The sequence below is a fragment of the Actinomadura meridiana genome, assembly GCF_039537545.1.
Taxonomy (GTDB): Bacteria; Actinomycetota; Actinomycetes; order Streptosporangiales; family Streptosporangiaceae; genus Spirillospora; species Spirillospora meridiana.
In genome coordinates this window covers 808,452-825,429 of sequence record NZ_BAABAS010000004.1, presented here as the reverse complement: position 1 = coordinate 825,429, position 16,978 = coordinate 808,452, and the positions used below count along the sequence as shown (strand labels likewise).

General features: G+C 72.1%; 16 protein-coding genes. All 16 read right to left on the bottom strand.

Going from position 1 to position 16,978, the window contains the following annotated elements; translation table 11 throughout:
• Positions 1-3: 3 nt before the first annotated feature.
• The 16 genes from ABD808_RS07950 to ABD808_RS07875 all read right to left on the bottom strand — a co-directional run bounded on the left by ABD808_RS07950 (position 4) and on the right by ABD808_RS07875 (position 16,758).
• Positions 4-1,128 carry an acyl-CoA dehydrogenase family protein gene (locus ABD808_RS07950; RefSeq protein ID WP_344892127.1) on the bottom strand — a complete coding sequence of 375 codons (1,125 nt, stop codon included), beginning with the start codon at positions 1,126-1,128 and terminating at the stop codon, positions 4-6.
• 12 nt (positions 1,129-1,140) lie between these two features.
• Entirely contained in the window at positions 1,141-2,916 is a 1,776-nt protein-coding gene (locus tag ABD808_RS07945) for an FAD-binding oxidoreductase (RefSeq protein WP_344892124.1), read from the bottom strand.
• Positions 2,917-2,918: 2 nt separating this feature from the next.
• Positions 2,919-4,424, bottom strand: coding sequence for an MFS transporter (locus ABD808_RS07940; protein WP_425548903.1), 1,506 nt, complete (start codon positions 4,422-4,424; stop codon positions 2,919-2,921).
• A 128-nt stretch (positions 4,425-4,552) separates the two neighbouring features.
• Positions 4,553-5,149 (bottom strand): dTDP-4-dehydrorhamnose 3,5-epimerase family protein, encoded by a 597-nt coding sequence (locus ABD808_RS07935; RefSeq protein ID WP_344892118.1) that lies wholly within the window; start codon positions 5,147-5,149, stop codon positions 4,553-4,555.
• A gap of 7 nt (positions 5,150-5,156) precedes the next feature.
• Positions 5,157-6,428: a nucleotide disphospho-sugar-binding domain-containing protein gene (locus ABD808_RS07930; RefSeq protein WP_344892115.1), complete on the bottom strand. Its 1,272-nt coding sequence runs from the start codon at positions 6,426-6,428 to the stop codon at positions 5,157-5,159.
• A 9-nt stretch (positions 6,429-6,437) separates the two neighbouring features.
• Positions 6,438-6,914 carry a nuclear transport factor 2 family protein gene (locus tag ABD808_RS07925; RefSeq protein WP_344892112.1) on the bottom strand — a complete coding sequence of 159 codons (477 nt, stop codon included), beginning with the start codon at positions 6,912-6,914 and terminating at the stop codon, positions 6,438-6,440.
• A 21-nt stretch (positions 6,915-6,935) separates the two neighbouring features.
• Positions 6,936-8,468 carry an FAD-dependent monooxygenase gene (locus ABD808_RS07920; RefSeq protein WP_344892109.1) on the bottom strand — a complete coding sequence of 511 codons (1,533 nt, stop codon included), beginning with the start codon at positions 8,466-8,468 and terminating at the stop codon, positions 6,936-6,938.
• 19 nt (positions 8,469-8,487) lie between these two features.
• On the bottom strand, positions 8,488-9,924 hold the full coding sequence (locus tag ABD808_RS07915) for an FAD-dependent monooxygenase (RefSeq protein WP_344892106.1): 1,437 nt from the start codon (positions 9,922-9,924) through the stop codon (positions 8,488-8,490).
• Between the two features lie 189 nt (positions 9,925-10,113).
• Positions 10,114-10,905 carry a 4'-phosphopantetheinyl transferase family protein gene (locus ABD808_RS07910; protein ID WP_344892103.1) on the bottom strand — a complete coding sequence of 264 codons (792 nt, stop codon included), beginning with the start codon at positions 10,903-10,905 and terminating at the stop codon, positions 10,114-10,116.
• The gene (locus ABD808_RS07905; RefSeq protein ID WP_344892100.1) at positions 10,902-11,861 is read right to left on the bottom strand and encodes an aromatase/cyclase; all 960 of its coding nucleotides are present in this window, start codon (positions 11,859-11,861) and stop codon (positions 10,902-10,904) included. Before ABD808_RS07905 ends, ABD808_RS07910 begins: the two co-directional genes overlap by 4 nt.
• Positions 11,862-11,873: 12 nt before the next feature.
• On the bottom strand, positions 11,874-12,653 hold the full coding sequence (fabG, locus tag ABD808_RS07900) for a 3-oxoacyl-ACP reductase FabG (RefSeq protein ID WP_344892097.1): 780 nt from the start codon (positions 12,651-12,653) through the stop codon (positions 11,874-11,876).
• A 114-nt stretch (positions 12,654-12,767) separates the two neighbouring features.
• Positions 12,768-13,628, bottom strand: a complete 861-nt coding sequence (locus ABD808_RS07895) for an alpha/beta hydrolase (protein ID WP_344892094.1) — start codon at positions 13,626-13,628, stop codon at positions 12,768-12,770.
• Entirely contained in the window at positions 13,628-13,894 is a 267-nt protein-coding gene (locus ABD808_RS07890) for an acyl carrier protein (protein ID WP_344892091.1), read from the bottom strand. Before ABD808_RS07890 ends, ABD808_RS07895 begins: the two co-directional genes overlap by 1 nt.
• 55 nt (positions 13,895-13,949) lie before the next feature.
• The gene (locus tag ABD808_RS07885) at positions 13,950-15,164 is read right to left on the bottom strand and encodes a ketosynthase chain-length factor (RefSeq protein WP_344892088.1); all 1,215 of its coding nucleotides are present in this window, start codon (positions 15,162-15,164) and stop codon (positions 13,950-13,952) included.
• Positions 15,161-16,432 (bottom strand): beta-ketoacyl-[acyl-carrier-protein] synthase family protein, encoded by a 1,272-nt coding sequence (locus ABD808_RS07880; protein WP_344892085.1) that lies wholly within the window; start codon positions 16,430-16,432, stop codon positions 15,161-15,163. The genes ABD808_RS07885 and ABD808_RS07880 overlap by 4 nt, the downstream gene beginning before the upstream one ends.
• Positions 16,429-16,758, bottom strand: a complete 330-nt coding sequence (locus ABD808_RS07875; RefSeq protein WP_344892082.1) for a TcmI family type II polyketide cyclase — start codon at positions 16,756-16,758, stop codon at positions 16,429-16,431. Before ABD808_RS07875 ends, ABD808_RS07880 begins: the two co-directional genes overlap by 4 nt.
• Positions 16,759-16,978: the final 220 nt, after the last annotated feature.

Below are 16,978 nucleotides of genomic sequence, written 5' to 3'. Positions count from 1 at the left end.
CCTTCAGGACGGTCCGGCGATGCCCTGGAGGCCGAGGGTGTAGGCGAGTCCGGCGGGCTCGAACTGCATGACCGCGTGGCTGGCGACCGAGCGGACGTCCCGCCAGTACCGGCCGAGCGGGTGCCCGACGTCCTGCGCCCGGGTGCCGCCGATCCGCAGCAGCCGGTCGGTCGCGCCGACCAGGATCTGGAGCGCGAGCGCGCAGTCCCTGCGGTTGCGGTTCGCGAGGTCCGTCGTCACGACGTCGCCGTCCGCGACGGCGGCGGCCCGTTGCAGCAGCAACTCGGCCGCGTCGATCTCGGCGGCGGACCGGGCGAAGTCCACCTGGTACGCCTGGCCCGCCGCGGCCCGGGGGCCGGTCGGGGCGACCGCCACCAGCTCCGCCGCGAGCGCGAGCGCGCCCCGCGCGGCACCGAGGACGGGGCTGACGAACATCAGCCCGCTCACGGCCGGGTTCGACAGCTTGGTGTACCCCGGCAGGCCCACCAGCTCGCCGCGCATCGCGTCCTCGCGCAGGCAGGTGCGGTGCTCGGGCACGAACACGTCGTCCAGGACGAGCGTGTGGCTGCCGGTGCCCCGCATGCCGAGGGACGACCACGTGTCCTCGTACGTGTAGTCCTCGCGCGGGATGGCGAACAGTCGCATCGGCTGGCCCTTCGCTTGCGGGCCGGGCGCGGGGCCGGTCAGCAGCGCCCAGTCGAAGTGGTCGACGCCGCTGACGTAGGTCCAGGACCCGGTGAGGCGGTACCCGCCGTCCACCGGGACGACCGTGCCGAGCGGCTTGAAGACGATCGCCGCCGCCGTGTCGGGGCCGTCCGCCCAGATGTCGGCCTGACCCGGCTCCGGAAGGCAGCAGACGTACCGGGCGGAGTAGGCGGCGACGCTCGCGAGCCACGCCGTCGAGGGGCACTCCTCGGCCAGCTTCGCCACCGCCGTGGTCAGCTCCGCGTGGCTGCGCTCGGCCCCGCCCCACCGGGACGGCACCCGCCACCGGACGAACCCGGCGTCCACCATCGCCCGGATCACCTCCGGGCTGACCCGGCGCTCGGCGTCGGCCTGCGCGGCCTGCGCCCCGGCCAGCTTGGCGACCTCGATCATCGCCGCCTCGGTCTCAGTTGAGAGTGACACGCTGTGCCCCTTTCACGCCCCGTCGCCGACGGGTCGGATGTTGTGGTTGACGCGGAACAGGTTGTGCGGGTCGTACTCGGCCTTCAGCTCCGTCAGCCGCCGGTGGTCCGACTCCGAGTAGGCGCGCCGAACCCGCTCGGGGTCGGAGTCGTGGTCGAACAGGAATCCGGGCAGCAGGGCGCCGGTGTCCCACGGGCGCAGCCGGTCCAGGACGTCGTCCGCGAGGCCGCGCGCCGGGGCCGTCTCACCGTCCGGGAGCGGCACCCGCACCCAGAGGAGGAACGCCGCGTCCCTGGCGTCCACCGCGTGGGGGCGTGCGGGTGGACGGCTCAGCGCCCCGCCCAGGTGCCGCAGCTCGATACCGGGGAACAGCCCTTCGGGCGCCGACGCCGGGTCGATGAACGAGACCAGCGCCTTGACCGCGACGTCGGACGGCTCGTCCAGCAGCGCGCTGCGAAAGTGCACCCTGACCGGGTGCTTCGGGTCGTGGTGCAACTCGGTGATCTGCCGGTACGGGGTCGCGGCGACGGTGTCGGTCTCGGGGGCCAGGGCGCGGAGCGGTTCCACTAGCCGGGCGCCGTGCGTCTCGTCGCCGGTGTAGACGATGTGCACCTGCACGAGTGACCGGCCGCGCACCTCGTCGGGCTGCTCTGGGACGTCCGGGAGACGAACCAGCGTCACCGACGACGACATCTCGTCCGGTTGCTCCTTGGCCCAGACCAGATAGGACCGCACCACCAGCGCCGCCTGCGCGGGGTCCTCGCCCGCGTAGCAGAGTTCGCCCGCATAGACGCTCGACAGCGGCACCAGGTCGATCTCGGCGGACGTGACCACGCCGAAGTTGCTGCCGCCGCCCCGCACTGCCCAGAACAGGTCGTGTTCCTGGGTCGGCGAGACGGTGCGGACGCTGCCGTCCGCCGTGACGACATCGAGGGAGCGGACGTGGTCGGCGGCGAAACCGTGCGTGCGGCAGGTCAGCGGCAGCCCGCCCCCGGTCAGGTAGCCCATCACCCCGACCTGTTCGGACGAGCCGCACAGCGGTGCGAGGCCGTGGTCGGCGGCGGCGCTGATCACCTCGTCCCACCGCAGCCCCGCCCCGATCCGAGCGGTGCGGGCCTGCGGATCGACCGACAGTTCCCGCAGTTCCTCGGTCGCGATGAACACCGCTCCGTCGGCGGGCACCGACCTGCCGTGCCCGGTCGACTCCACCGCGATCGGCAGCTTGCGCGCGGCGGCGAACCGGACGGCGGCGGATACGTCGTCGGCGTCGGCGGCGACCACGATGGCGGCGGGACGGTGCTCGACCGTGAGCAGCCAACCGGAACCGGCCTCCTCGAACCCCTCGTCCCCCCGGTGGAGGGTGCGTCCGCGCATCGGCGTGCCCAGGCTTACGAGGTCGTGCCAGGGGGCGGGTTCGTCGGCGATCCGTTCGCCCGCGGACTCGGCCGTGGTGGTGTGCACCAGCGTGCCGTCGGGGGTGTAGATCTTGGCGCTTCCGGTGCCGGTGTGCGTGGTGTTGTTCTTGAGATGGGCGTCGACATGCGCCCGTACTTCTCCCGCGTGGCCGCTCACCGGGGTGAACGTCTCTGTCAGTTCGTAGGTGAACCGGCCCGGCTCCCCGGCGGCCCAGGTGCCGACGCCCACGGTGACGGGGGTGCGCAGCGCGATCGTCCCGTCAGGCGCGAAGGAGATGACGTAGGGGTCGGTCTGATTGTCGTGGGTAACAGAACCGGTCCAGACCCCCACTGGAGTCTGGACCGGTTCGGTCGCGGAGTTCGCTTCCAACATTGTCAGTCGTCCGCCTTCTCTAAGGGCTTCGGCGCACCGTCCGTCTCCGGACCGGCGGGCGCGCCCGGCATCTGGGCGTTGCGCATCAGGGTCGCGGCCGCGACGGCCAGCAGCGCGGCGAGCACCGCACCGGCGATCGCGATCGTTTGCAGGCCGTTCACGAACGCGTCGCGGGCCACCGCCAGCAGCCGGGTCTCGTCGGCGGCCGACAGCGTGCGGGCGACGTCCACCGCGGCGGCGAGCGTGTCCTTGGCCGCCTCGCCGACCGGGGCGGGCAGCCCCGGCGGGAGCCGGTCGGACAGGTCGCCCCGGTACACGGCGAAGGCGACGCTGCCGATCGCCGCGATCCCGAGCGCGCTGCCGAGTTCGGAGCCGGTCGAGGCCATCGCGGCCGCGGCACCGGCCCGCTCGGGCGGCGCGGCCTGCACGATCAGCCCGGTGCCCAGCGAGATCATCGGGCCGATCCCGAGGCCGATGACGGCCGTCCCGCCCACCGCGAGGTAGAGGTCGGACGGGCCGTCGACGCGGGCCAGCACCACCATGCCGAGCCCGGAGACCACCATGCCCCCGCAGAGCAGGGTGCTCAGTTTCATCCGCTGGGCGAGCGCTGGCCCCGCCATGGCGCCGATCGTGACGCCCACCGTGATCGGCAGCGACCACAGCCCGGCCTGGATCGGGGACAGGCCGCGCACGAGCTGGAGGTACTGGAGGACGAGGAACTGCGCCCCGGCGTTGAGCGAGGTCGCGAGCAGCAGCATGCCGAGCGCGGTGACGAACATGCCGTTGCGGAACAGCGCGAGGTCGACCAGCGGCTGCCGGAGTTTGCGCTGCCGCGAGACGAACAGGGCTCCCAGCGCGAGGCCGATGACGATCCCGGCGCTCGACTCCAGGGTCAGGCCGTCCGCGGCGACGCGCTTGAGGCCGAAGATCAGGGTGAGCATCCCGAGGACGGACAGGATCGTGCTGACGGCGTCCGGACGCGCGACCGAGCGGTCCCGGTATTCGGGCAACAGGATCGGCCCGAGGATGATCAGCAGAATCATCACCGGAACGCCGATCAGGAAGACCGAGCCCCACCAGAACCATTCCAGGAACGTGCCGCCGACCAGCGGCCCGATCACCATGCCGAGGGCGAAGAAGCCCGTCCAGGCACCGATCGCGGCGCCCTGCTGCCGCGGGTCCTGGAACATGATCCGGATCAGGGAGAGCGTGGACGGCATCAGCGTGGAGCCCGCGATGCCGAGCAACGCCCTGGACGCGATGAGCATCGTCGGGTCGACCGCGAACGCCGACAGCGCGGAGGCCACCGCGAACGCGACCGCGCCGATGAGAAGCAGCCGCCGCCGTCCGATCCGGTCGCCGATCGCGCCCACGGGGATGAGGAACCCGGCGATGAGGAACCCGTAGACGTCCACGATCCACAGCAGCTCGGTGTTGCCGGGACGCAGGTCGGCGGTGAGCGTGGGCAGCGCCAGGTGCAGCACCGTCAGGTCCATCGCGATGAGCATGGTGGGGAGCGCCAGGACAGCCAGCCCCAGCCATTCCCGTCGGGTCGCCTGCGGTGCAGCTACCGAACCGACGTCGGTACCCAATAAATCCCCCTGCGTTGTCTGGTGAATGACGGAACCCTGGAACCCTAGGGCCCGCCGTCAGTCGGGCTCAGCGTCTTTTGCCACTCTGCGAGCGACCCCGAGTCGATCGCGGAATGTACCCCGGGTGCATTCGCATCCTTTTCCGACATAAGTGGTTTTTCGCTGAACCCCCAGGGGAGCGCCAGGACGGGGTCGAGCGGGTTGATGTCGATCTGCGTGCCGGGCACATATCGCGTCGAGACTACGTAACAGATACATGCGTCGTCGGTGAGCGACAGGAATCCGTGTGCCACGCCTTCCGGGATGTACACGGACCGTCCGGACTCGGCGTCCAAGAGGTTCACGTGGTAGGCGCCGAAGGTGGGCGAACCCACCCGCAGGTCGACGACGATGTCGCGGAGCGCCCCGCGCACGCAGGTGACGTACTTGGTCTGCCCCGGCGGGACGGCGACCCCGTGGAGGCCGCGAAGGGTATTTCGCCGCGACATGGAATAGTTGATCTGCGCTGGCCGGAACGGCTGCCCGGTGACCGCCTCCACCTCCTCGGCGCGGAATGCCTCGAAGAACGCGCCCCGCTCGTCGGAGATCAGCTTGGGAGTGAACACGAACGCTCCCGGCACCCGGGTTTCTGTTACGTCCATGTCCGGCTCAGTCCCGGCGGCGGAACTGCGCGGCCATCCGTTCCAGCACCGGGACGATCTCGCCGGGGCCGGGGGCGGCGGACATGTCCGCGTGCACGGCGGCGGCCCCCCGCTGGAACGACGGCTCGGTCAGCATCCTGGACAGCTCGTCGCGTACGCGCGCGGCGGTCAGGTCGCCGCTGTTCAGCACCACGCCCGCGCCCCTCGACTTCAGGTAGCGGGTGCTGTTCAGCGCGCTGCCCAGCTCCTCCATGATGATCATTTGGGGTACCCGGTGCGCGGCCGCGGCGAAGAACGTGCCGAAGCCGCCGTGGTGGACGACCGCCGCGCAGGTCGGCATGACCTGGGTGAGCGGCAGGTAGTCGAAGATCCGCACGTTGGCGGGGATGCGCGCCGTGTCGCCGCCCAGCTGGTCGGCGTTGACCGTGGCGACCACCTCGACGTCCATGTCCGCGACCGCCTCGAAGGTCGCCATGACCCGGGCGTCCGGGCCGTCGTGGACCGTGCGTCCGGTGACGCCCAGCGACAGGCACACCCGGGGCCGCGACGACGGCCGCCGCAACCACTCCGGAACCGGGGCGGCGCCGGTGTACGGCACCCACCGCATGGGGATCCGGCGCAGCCCGTCAGGAGTGGGCAGCTGCGGGGGCATCGGGTCGACGGTGAAGTCTCCGAACAGCAGGTCGTCATCGAACTCATGGCCGAACGGCTCGAACACCGGTGCCTGGAGCGCGGCCAGGGGGTCCTGGTCGGCGGTCACCCCGGACGCGGGGTCGGCGACGCGTTCGGCGAAGCGCCGACGGACCCAGCCGGAGTAGTCGGGGCCCCACATCATCCGGGCGGACGCGGCGCCGCACTCGCGGGCCGCGACCGACCCCGCCGGGCAGGCCGGATCCCAGATCACCAGGTCGGGACGCCAGGTCCGGGCGGCGGCGACGAGGGCGGCGGCGAGTTCCTGCCGTCCGTCCTCGTCCGGGTGGTACCGCTTGTACGCGGCCGCCATGTAGTAGCGGGTCGCCCGCCAGAGCTGGGCGAACTCGGAACCGGCAGGGAAGCCGAGTGCGTCGCTGAAGCGGTCGAGTTCCGCGTCGGTGACCGTCGGCGGGGACGTCGGTTCGCCGAGCCCGACCGCCGTGAGCCCGGTCGCCGTGATCTGCTCGACCAGACCGTCGTTGCTGGCCACCCGCACCTCGTGACCGGCGCTCTGCAACGCCCATGCCAGCGGGACGCTGGGGTACAGATGGGCGGTCAGGGGTGCGACCGCGAAAAGAATCCGCATGTGGAGTCCCTAGCTGTCGTGGACGGCGCTGTCGGAGTCGCTGGCGCGTCCCGGGGGAGTGCCGCGGGACCAGACCACCTCGAACGCGAGCCGTTCGAAGCGCCAGCCCGCGTCGGTCCGGACCGCCTCGCCCTCGAAGCGGTCGCCGACCTGGAAGGGCTCGGGCGTCTCGTCGCGGTGCAGGTGGGTGGCGATCAGGTTTCCCCGCACCCGTGCCCGGTCGCCGTCGATTTCGACGGCGTGGCCTGCGGCGACATGGTGGGTCCGACGCCACTTGCCCATCATCGCGGCGGTGAACTCGGCCATGCCGGGCACGCCGTCATGACCGCCCATCGGGAACTCGAACCTGCCGTCCTCGGTGAAGACCGACCGTGCCCAGGTGTCGTCGAACTCGGCCTCGTCCAGCCCGGCCAGATAGCGGTCGACGAGATCCTGGACGCCGATCCGGTCGACGAGCAGGTGCAGTGTGTCCGCGTCGTGTGGCATGTGAGTCGTCCTCCCTCGGCCTCAGTTCGCGGGGACGGCCGGGGGGCCGAACCAGCGGGCCAGGGCGTCGGTCAGGTCGTCCCGCGCGCCGGGCGCGGCCCAGGCCACGTGCCCGTCCGGGCGCACCAGGACGGCGTCCGCCTGCGGGAACCCGGCGTCGGCGGCGGGCTTGGCGGTCACCACGTCCACCCGGTCGGCCCATGGCCGCGCGGACCGCCGGACCGACTCGTCGTGGGCAAGGTCGAGGACGAGCCCGCGCCCGCCGCGTAGGAGCGGGAAGGCCGTGGTCGTTCCCTCCTCCATGGCGAGTTCCAGATCCGGCATACGTAGCCCCAGCAGCGGATGGTCGCCGTCGCCCATCGGGTAGCGGATCTCCAGCCCGCTGACCATTCCGGCCAGGTGCCGGTGGACGACGTCGTGTTCGGTGAGTTCGCCCATCACGTCGCGGAGCGGCTGCATCGCGGAACCGCCCAGGAACAGGAGCCCTTGGGCACGGGTGTTGTCGAGCAGCCGACTGCCCACCGCGTGCCGTTCGTCGTGGTAGGTGTCGAGCAGCGTGTCCGGGGCCTGGCCGCGGACCACGGCGGCGAGTTTCCAGCCGAGGTTGAAGGCGTCCTGGATACCGGTGTTCATGCCGAGCCCGCCCGCCGGGAGGTGGACGTGCGCGGCGTCCCCAGCGAGCAGCACCCGCGACCGGCGGTACTCGGTCGCCAGCCGGGTGGCGTCGCCGAACGCGCTCACCCACAGCGCCTCGCCCTGGCTGATGTCCTCGCCCGTGAGCCGCTGCCAGCCGGCGGCGACCTCGTCGAACGTCGGCGGCGCGGTGCGCCGCTGCGGGGGAATGTCGCGTTCGCACACCACGACCCGGTCGATCCCGTCGCCGATGCGGGCCGACATCGCGACGCCGCCGGGCAGCCACTCGCCGATGAAGCGCGGCCGGATGTCGCAGCCCCGCACGTCGGCGAGGAACAGTTCCAGGGTGGCGGGGGTGCCGGGGAAGTCGAAACCGGCCAGCTCGCGGACCGTGCTGCGGCCGCCGTCGCACCCGACCAGGTACCGTGCGCGCAGCGTCAGCGGTCCGTCCGGCCCGTCGATCTGGACCTCCACGGCGTCGCCGGTGTCGGTCAGGCCGACGACGGTGTGGCCGCGGCGCGGGTCGCAACCGAGGTCGGCGACCCAGCCGCGCAGCATCGTCTCGGTGTGGACCTGCGGCAGGTCCACGACGGCCGGATGGGCCTCGGGGAACACTCCGAAGTCCAGCGGCAGCCCGCCGAAGTGGCCTCGGGTGGTGGTCTCGAGGGGGGCGCCCAGCGCGTCGAACCTGTCGACGAGGCCGCGCTGCGCGAACACCTCCATGGTCCGTGGGGTGAAGCCCAGCCCGCGCGATTCGGTGGTGGGTTCGGTCAGCCGGTCCAGGACGATGACCTCGACCCCGGCGAGGCGCAGCTCTCCCGCGAGCATCAGCCCGGTCGGCCCGGCGCCGACGACGATGACCTCGGCGTCCAGCGCTGCGTCCAGTGCGGTGTCCAATGGGGCGTCTAGTGCGGCATCCATCAGTGGTCTCCTGTCCAGGTCAGGGGTTCGGGGCGCCGAACCAGCGCTGAAGCGCGGCGTGCGGGTCGGCCGTCCCGTCGTCGACCCACGCGACGTGACCGTCCGGGCGGAGCAGGACCGCGCGGACGTCCGTGTCGCCCTCGGCTGACACAGTGCGGACGCGGTCCGCCCAGGCGGCGGCCGTCCCGGGCGGCAGTCCGGCGGTGAGGTCGAGCAGCACGCCGTGGCCGGTGCGGAGCAGCTCCGTGGTGCTGGACGGGCCGTCCTCCGTGGTCAGCTCCCAGTGCGGCACCCGGCTCCCGAGCAGGGGGACGGCGCCGTCGTCGGCGTAGCGGACGTCCAGGCCGCTGACCATCCCGGCCAGCCGTCCGACCACCTCGTCATGGCCGAACAGCTCGGCCATGACCCCGCGCAGGGGCTCCACCTCCGGGCCGCCGAGCAGCAACGTGGCCTGCGCCTCGATGTTGCCCAGCACCCGGCTTCCGACGGCGTGTCGTTCGTCGTGGTAGGTGTCGAGCAGGCCGGGCGGCGCCCAGCCGCGCATCCGCGCCGCCAGCTTCCAGCCCAGGTTCACGGCGTCCTGGAGGCCCAGGTTGAGGGCCTGGCCGCCGACCGGCATCTGCGCGTGGGCGGCGTCCCCGGCGAGCAGCACCCGGCCGAGGCGGTACCGCTCGGCGAGCCTGCGGGCGTTGCCGAAGGCGTTCAGCCAGATGGGCTCGCCCGCGCCGATGTCCTCGCCGGTGACCCTCGCCCACGTGGCGGCGACCTCCGCGAACTCCGGGTCGCCGGTGCGTGGCGCGGCGTCCGCGCCGAACTCGTGCACCATGACCCGGGTGACGCCGTCGGGCCGCCGGTGGGCGATGGCGAGGCCGCGCTCGTGGCGTTCGAACCGGCGGTCGGGGACGTCGATCCCGGCCACGTCGGCGCGCAGCAGCTCGCGGGTCGCGTCCGCCCCTGGGAAGGGGAAGCCCGCGAGCCGGCGGACGGTGCTGCCCTCTCCGTCGCATCCCACCAGGTAGGCGGCCCGGATCCGGACCGCGCCCTCGGGCCCGACTGCGTCGACCTCCACCCCGGACTCGGTCTGCCGCAGGCCCACCAGCTCGTGGCCGCGCAGGACGACCGCGCCGAGACCGGTCGCCCAGTCGCCGAGAAGCCGTTCGGTTCGGGCTTGCGGGACCTTCCACAGGCCCGGGTACCGGCTGTCCAGCCCGCCGAAGTCGAGGCCGATCCCGCCGAAGTGCCCACGCATGTCGTTGGGCACCGGGCCCAGAGCGTCGAGGAGCCCGCGCTGGTCGAAGATCTCCATGGTGCGCGCGTGCAGGGTCGACGCCCGCGATTCGGTGGTCGGGGCCGGCAGGCGCTCCAGGAGCACCACGTCCACCCCGCCGAGCCGGAGCTCACCGGCGAGCATCAGCCCCACCGGGCCCGCGCCCACCACCACGACCTGTGCCTCCACCGTCGCCCCCACCGGTCGGTCACGAGCAGTTCAGTTGTTAATTCCGGTGAATACAGAGCACCGGACAATGACATCAATGTTCTTCGGTGCCCGCGCCGGATTCAAGCGGGTGAACCTGAGAACGAGCCGCAGTTCGTCAGGAATTCCACAGCCGCCGACGTCGTTTTCCAAGATGACGTCAGAACAACGTCAGATCGGCTCGGCGACCCCATTCGGGAAACCGTCGTCAACGATCATGACGTCGCCCTCCCGGCGCGCGACGGCGGCCGGATCCGCGTGCCGCGTCCACCCCTCGGGGAGCCCGCGCAGCGAGACTCGGTGAACGTCGGATCCGCGCAGCGCGAGCGCGGCGGCGTAGCCGGGGTCGGCGGGCAGATCGTCCACCAGCCAGCCATCGGGACGCGCCGCCGCGTCTCCGTCGCCGAGGTAGTCGGCGGCCGGACCACGGCCGAGCCCGGTCCCGAGGCCCTTGAGGTAGGCCTCCTTGCGGGTCCACAGCCGGGCGAACGCGGCGGGGCGCCGCTCGGGCGGCACCCCGGCCAGGTCCGCGCGCTCCCGGACGTGCAGGCGCGGTGAGCAGACCTCCACGGTCGCGGCGGACGGGACGCGCTGCACGTCCACCCCGACCGGGACGGAAGCCACCGCGACCAGCGCCACCCCATGCCCGTGCGACAGGGAGAAGTGCGGCGGCGGGACGTTTCCCGGCGACCCGTCCAGCACCACCGGCCTCCCGTGCGGCGCGGCGCACCGCGGGCAGGGTGCCCGGCCAAACCGCACGTCCGCCGGGCCGACGCCCAGGTACCGGGCCAGGATCCGGCGCAGCGCGACGTGCGCCGACACGTACCTGGCCCGGTCCCGAGGGTGGACGAAGGCACCGGCGCGCTTTCGCTCCCGGTCGTCGAGTTCGTGCTCGGGGCCGCCGGTCCAGGGGCGGCGGAGGATCCAGACGTCCGCCTCGCCGGGCCCGGCGGCGAGCGTCACGGACGCGCGCCCTCCGCGTGGCCCTCCGCATGGGTCTTCGCGTGCCCGAGTGTGGCGAGGCTGTTGGTGCTGAGCGCCGTGTGGACGTACTCGCGGGCGTCGCCGACCGTCGCGTTCTCACCCAGGACGCGGGCGATGTTGGCCGGGTTGAGCACCACAGTGTGCTGCGACGAGGCCAGGACACCGCCCTCGTTCTCCTGGAACGTCCAGTAGCCGGTGTGCAGCGACAACAGGGCGGGCAACGTGACCTGCTTGTACGCGATCTTCTGCGCGGGCAGGCACACGCGGTACGACTTGGTGGTGTGCGTGGAGCCGTCCTTGGCCCGGGTGTCCATCTCCAGGGTCTGGAGCCCGGGGGAGGGCTCCTCCAGCCGGACGGTCGCCACGTGCGGCAGCCGCTCGGCCCAGCGGTCCGCCTCGTCGATGAAGTCGTAGACGTCCTTGGCCGACCCGTCGATCTGGACGGAGTCCTCGAAGGAGAAGGTCAGCTCCTCGGCGGCGTGCGCGGCCTCCACGTTGTCCTTCAGCGCGGCCAGCTCCGAGCGGGAGTTGCGGTCGACCGCCCGGTCGATCCAGGCCAGGCCGTCCGGGTCGTCGTCGATCGCCCGGTAGTCGTGCAGCAGCCGGACCCGGGACTCGGTCTCCGACAGCGGCTCGATGATCCAGGTGCCGCCCATGGCGGCGACCGGCGGCGCGGACACCTCCTGGCGGAAGGTGATGCGCAGTTCGTCGGCGTCCAGCGTCCGGTAGGAGGTCCAGGTCTTGGCGGTCTCGTTCGCGGTCGCCCAGATCTGGATGCGTTCGTCGCCCGCGCCGCGTTCGAGCTGCTCGACGTGGATGGTGGGCGGGAAGATCCGGGGCCAGTTCGCCACCTCGGCGAGCAGCCGGTACACGGCGGCGGCCGGAGCCGAGATCGTGATCTCGTGCTCCACTTCCCGCGGTCCCTTCTGGTCCATGGTCGGTCTCCTCTAGAAGTTGCCGAGGCCGCCGCAGACGTTGATCGCCTGGGACGTGATCGAGGCGGCGGTGTCGGAGGCCAGATAGCCGACCAGTCCGGCGACCTCCTCGGGGGTCGAGTAGCGGCCGAGCGGGATCTTCGCCTGGAACTTCTCCAGGATCGCGTCCTCGGTCGTCTGGTAGGCGGCGGCGTACCCGGCCCGGACGCGCTGGGCCATCGGCGTCTCCACGTAGCCGGGGCAGACCGCGTTGACCGTGATGCCGGTGGGCGCCAGCTCGTTGCCGAGCGCCTTGGTGAACCCGACGACACCGTGCTTGGACGCCGAGTACGGCGCGCCCAGCACCACGCCCTGCTTGCCCGCGGTGGACGCGATGTTGATGATCCGGCCGTGGCCCCGCTCGCGCATGCCGCCCGCGTTCAGAACGGCGCGGGTCGTTCTGAACACGCTGTTGAGGTTGGTGTTGATGACGTCCTGCCAGAGCTCGTCGTCGATGTCGGCGGTCACGCCGCCGCCCGACCGGCCCGCGTTGTTGACCAGGACGTCGACCGGGCCGAGCGCCTTGACCGCCGCGCCCACGAACGCCGCGACCTCCTCGTCGGACCGCACGTCCAAGGCCGTGCCCGCGGCCTCGAAGCCCTCGCCCCGCAGCTCCTTGACGGTCCGCGCGACATTCTCGGCGTTGCGGGCGCCGACGAACACGTGGTGGCCCTGCCCGGCCAGCGTCCGCGCGGTGGCGAGGCCGATTCCGCTCGTCGCGCCGGTGATCAGCGCGACCCTCTGTCCTGACATCTCCTCGACTCCATTCACAGACAATTATCCGACCCTGTCGTTCATCTTCTTCGAAATTCGCCGGGCCCTCAATGCGCCGAACCTCAATTAATGGTGCACTCTTTCAGGGGAATGTCAGAGAAATGATTCGTCCCGTCCCGCGCACCGCGCCGGGGCCAGGCATGCCTCGAAGAATCCGAGTGCCGCGAGATGGTAGGCGCGGGCCGTCCAGCCGAGGCTCAGGTTGTGGGCGCCGTCCGGCACCCGGTCGACGACGACCCGGGGTGCCGAGGTGAACCACGTCCGCAGGTCGGCGACCGACCGCTCGTCGTGGTGCCACCACGACTCGTGCTCGGCGAAGGTGAGGCGCACCGGCACGCGGACGCCCGCCGCGACGTCCCGGAAGGCCGTCGGCCAGCCCGGCACGTCCGCCAGCTCCCGTGGGGGCACCGGCGCGACGATGTCCTCGCTGCCCTTGAGCGTCCCCGGCGGGTAGAGGCGCAGCGGGCCCCAGTTGCGGCGCCACGCCCGGCGCCGGAGGTCGCCGGTGTCGGCGGCGTAGCGGTGGCCGCAGCCCGAGACGTCGACGCCCAGCAGGCCGGAGCCGAGGTCCCGGGCCGCCGTGAGCGCCACCTTCCCCCCGAACGAGTGGCCCAGGAGGAAGAGGCCCGCTCCCGTGTCGTGCTCGGCGGAGAACGCGGCGAGCGCCGCCAGCAGCGTGCCGGCCTGCTCCTCGACGGTCTGGCCGTCGGGGAGCGGCCGGGTGGACGCCCCGTAGCCCGGCCGGTCGACGGCCAGGACCGAGAAGCCCAGCCGGGAGCCGAGCGTCAGCAGCGACACGTCCGGATGGGCGGGGCCGTGGAAGTAGCCCGCGCTCATCCCGAGCCCGTGCAGCGCGACCACCGTCGCGGTCGGCGTGCCCCCCTCCGGCTCGCTGAGCAGCGCGGACAGGGCGACGCCCGCGGCGTCCAGCGTGATCGCGCGGGGCCGGGTCATCAGGTCGCGGCGGATCCGGCGAGCGCCTCGTTGACGGCCTCCACCAGCACGGCCGGGGTGTGCTCGATGGCCAGCAGGTCGTCGTCGAGCGTGACGCGGTACTCGCGCTCGATCCGGCTGCCGGTCTCCAGCAGCGCGAGCGACTCGTAGCCGAGCGCCTCGAACGTCGTGCCGGTGATGTCGCCGTCCAGGTCGACGGACTCGTCGGCCCCGGCGGCCTCCCGCAGGATGCGTTTGAGGTCGTCAAGGGTGAATGCGTTGGACATAGCCGTTCCTTTCGTCGTGGTCAGGGGGCTCGTCGTGGTCGGCGGGCCGGTGCCGTCAGTCGGCGGCGCGCAGGACGACCGCGGAGTTGAAGCCCAGGTGGCCGCGCGCCAGGACGAGGGCCGTGCGCACCTCCGCCGTGCGGGGCTGGTCGGTGACGAGGTCCAGCCCGTATTCGTCGAGCGGCTCGACGTTCACCGTCGGCGGGATGAGGCCCTCCTCCATGGCGAGCAGAGCGGCCGCGAGGTCGAGCGGCGCGGCACCGGAGTACAGGCGGCCGGTCATGGTCTTGGGCGCCGTCACCGGGACGCCGCCCTCGCCGAAGACCGCGCGCAGCGCCGCGGCCTCCGCCCGGTCCAGTTCGGGGACGGCGGCCGCGTCGGCGAAGACCACGTCGACGTCGTCCGGACGGACCCCGGCGTCGGCCAGCGCCAGCTCGACGGCCTTGCGCAGCCCCGGCTCCTGCCCGCTGCCCGGCTTCGGGTCGATGGTGGCGCCGTGCCCGGCGACCCTGCCGTAGACCTTCGCGCCACGCGCCCGCGCCGCGTGCTCGTCCTCCAGGATCAGGATCGCGCCGCCCTCACCCGGCACGTGGCCCGAGGCGTCCCGGTCGAACGGCAGGTAGGCGCGGAACGGGTCGTCGACCGTGGTCAGCCGCCCCCCGGCCATCTGCGCGACCCAGCCCCACGGGCACAGGGAGGCGTCCACGCCGCCGGTGACGATCAGCGGCGTGCCCTTGCGGATCTGCCGCCGGGCCTGCGCGAGCGCGTCCAGGCCGCCCGCCTGGTCGCTGACCACCACGCCGCTCGGGCCCTTCATGCCCTGGCGGATGGAGATCTGGCCGCTGTTGACCGCGTAGAACCAGGCGAACGACTGGTAGGCGCTGACGTACTCGCTGCCCTTGCTCCATAACCGTCGCAGCTCGTCCTGCCCGAACTCGAAGCCGCCGGACGCGCTCGCCGTCATCACGCCCATGTCGAAGGCGGGCAGCTCCCCGGGGACAACCCCGGCGTCGGCCAGCGCCCAGTCGGCGGCGACCAGGGCGAGCCTCGTCATCCGGTCGGTCTGCGGAAGCAGCCGGTTCGGCAGATGGTCCTCGGCGCTGAAGTCGTGGATCTCCCCGGCGAGCCGGGACGGGTACCGCGACGGGTCGAAACGGGTGATCCTGTCGATCCCGCTCTTGCCGACCCGGGCGGAGTACCAGAAGTCCTGGACGCCGAGGCCGATGGGGGAGACCAGGCCCAGCCCGGTCACCACGGCCGACGCTGTCATGCGGCGCTCCTCTCCGGACGGGCGAGCACCATGGCGCTCTGGAACCCCCCGAACCCACTGCCGACGCTCAAGACCGCATCGGTGGTGTGCTCGCGGGCGACGAGCGGGACATAGTCGAGATCGCATTCGGGGTCCGGGGTGTGCAGGTTGGCGGTCGGTGGCACCACGTTGTGGGTCATGGCCAGGACCGACGCCGCGATTTCGATGGAGCCGATGGCGCCGAGCGAGTGCCCGACCATCGACTTGATGGAGCTGACAGGCGTCCGGTAGGCGTGCTCGCCGAGGCTGCGCTTGAACGCGGCGGTCTCGTGCCGGTCGTTCTGCTTGGTGCCCGAACCGTGGGCGTTGACGTAGTCGATGGCCGTCGGGTCCAGGCGGGCCTCGTCCAGGGCCGTCCTGATGGCCTCGGCCATCTCCAGGCCGTCCGGGCGCAGGCCCGTCATGTGGTAGGCGTTGCTGCGGGTGGCGTACCCGGCGACCTCGGCGTACACGTGGGCGCCGCGGCGGCGGGCGCTGCCCAGCTCCTCCAGGACGAAGAACGCCGCGCCCTCGCCCAGCACGAACCCGTTGCGGGTGCCGTCGAACGGCCGGGACGCCCGCTCCGGCTCGTCGTGCCTCGGGGTGGTCGCCTTGATCGCGTCGAAGCAGGCCATCGTGATCGGGGAGATCGGCGCGTCGGACGACCCGGCGACCATCACGTCGGCGGTGCCCTCGCGGATCAGGTCGACCGCGTAGCCGATCGAGTCGATGCCCGAGGTGCATCCCGTCGACACGACGGTGCTCGGGCCCTCGGCGCCGACCGTCCAGGCGACCTCGGCCGCGAACGAGCTCGGGACGAAGTAGTCGTACAGGTGCGGAAGCGCGTACTCGTGGTCGACGAGGTCGAGCCGTCCGCCGTCGCTGACGACCCGGTACTCCCGGTCCAGGCCCATCGTGGCGCCGACCGCGCTGCCGACCGTCACGCCGACGCGGTACGGGTCGTGGCCCTCCAGGTCGAGACCGCTGTCCGCCACGGCGGCGCCCGCCGCGACGACGGCGAACTGGGCGGCCCGGTCCATCCGGCGGATCTCCTGCGGGCCGAGCCCGTAAGCCTCCGGATCGAAGTCGATCTCGGCCGCGACCCGGGACCGGAACGGGGACGGGTCGAAGAACGTGATCCCCCGGGTCGCGGTGCGGCCCTCGCTCAGCAGCGACCAGAAGGCGTCCCGGCCGAGGCCGCCGGGGGCGAGCACCTCCACCCCCGTGATGACCACGCGGCGGTCGGTCATTCCCCGGCCTCCCAGTGGTAGAAGCGGCTGGCCATCGCGTCGGCGGGCGACCGCCACGTGGCCGGGTCGTAGGCCTCGATGAACGGCTTGAGGTCGGCGCTGATCCGCACGAAGCGCGGGTCGGTCTTCGCCTCCTCGATCCGGTCGCCGCCGTTCTGCCCGTCGAAGTCCTGGAGGTGGAAGTACAGCCCCCTGTAGGTGAACAGCTCACGGCGGCGGGTGCCCATCCGGTGCGGCATCTCCGTGGCGTCGAATTCGGCGAAGAGCCGCGCCACCTCAGCACTCGAACCCAGGTCCATCCGGGCCACTATCAGATTGCTGTGCATACGCCCTCCTCATTCTTTGACCTCGCGGCCGACGGCGTCCCCCGGGCATGCGCGATCGGCGCACCACAAAAGGGGGGAAGGAAGTCAGGAAGCGGTTCCGAAGACAGAGCACCGGACCTTGGCCCAAGTATTCTTCGGCGGCAAAGCCGATCTCAAGACCGGAAAAGAAAGAAACGTTGCGGGATCTGCAGGCGTTCTACGGTTGTGTTCGCGGATTTCC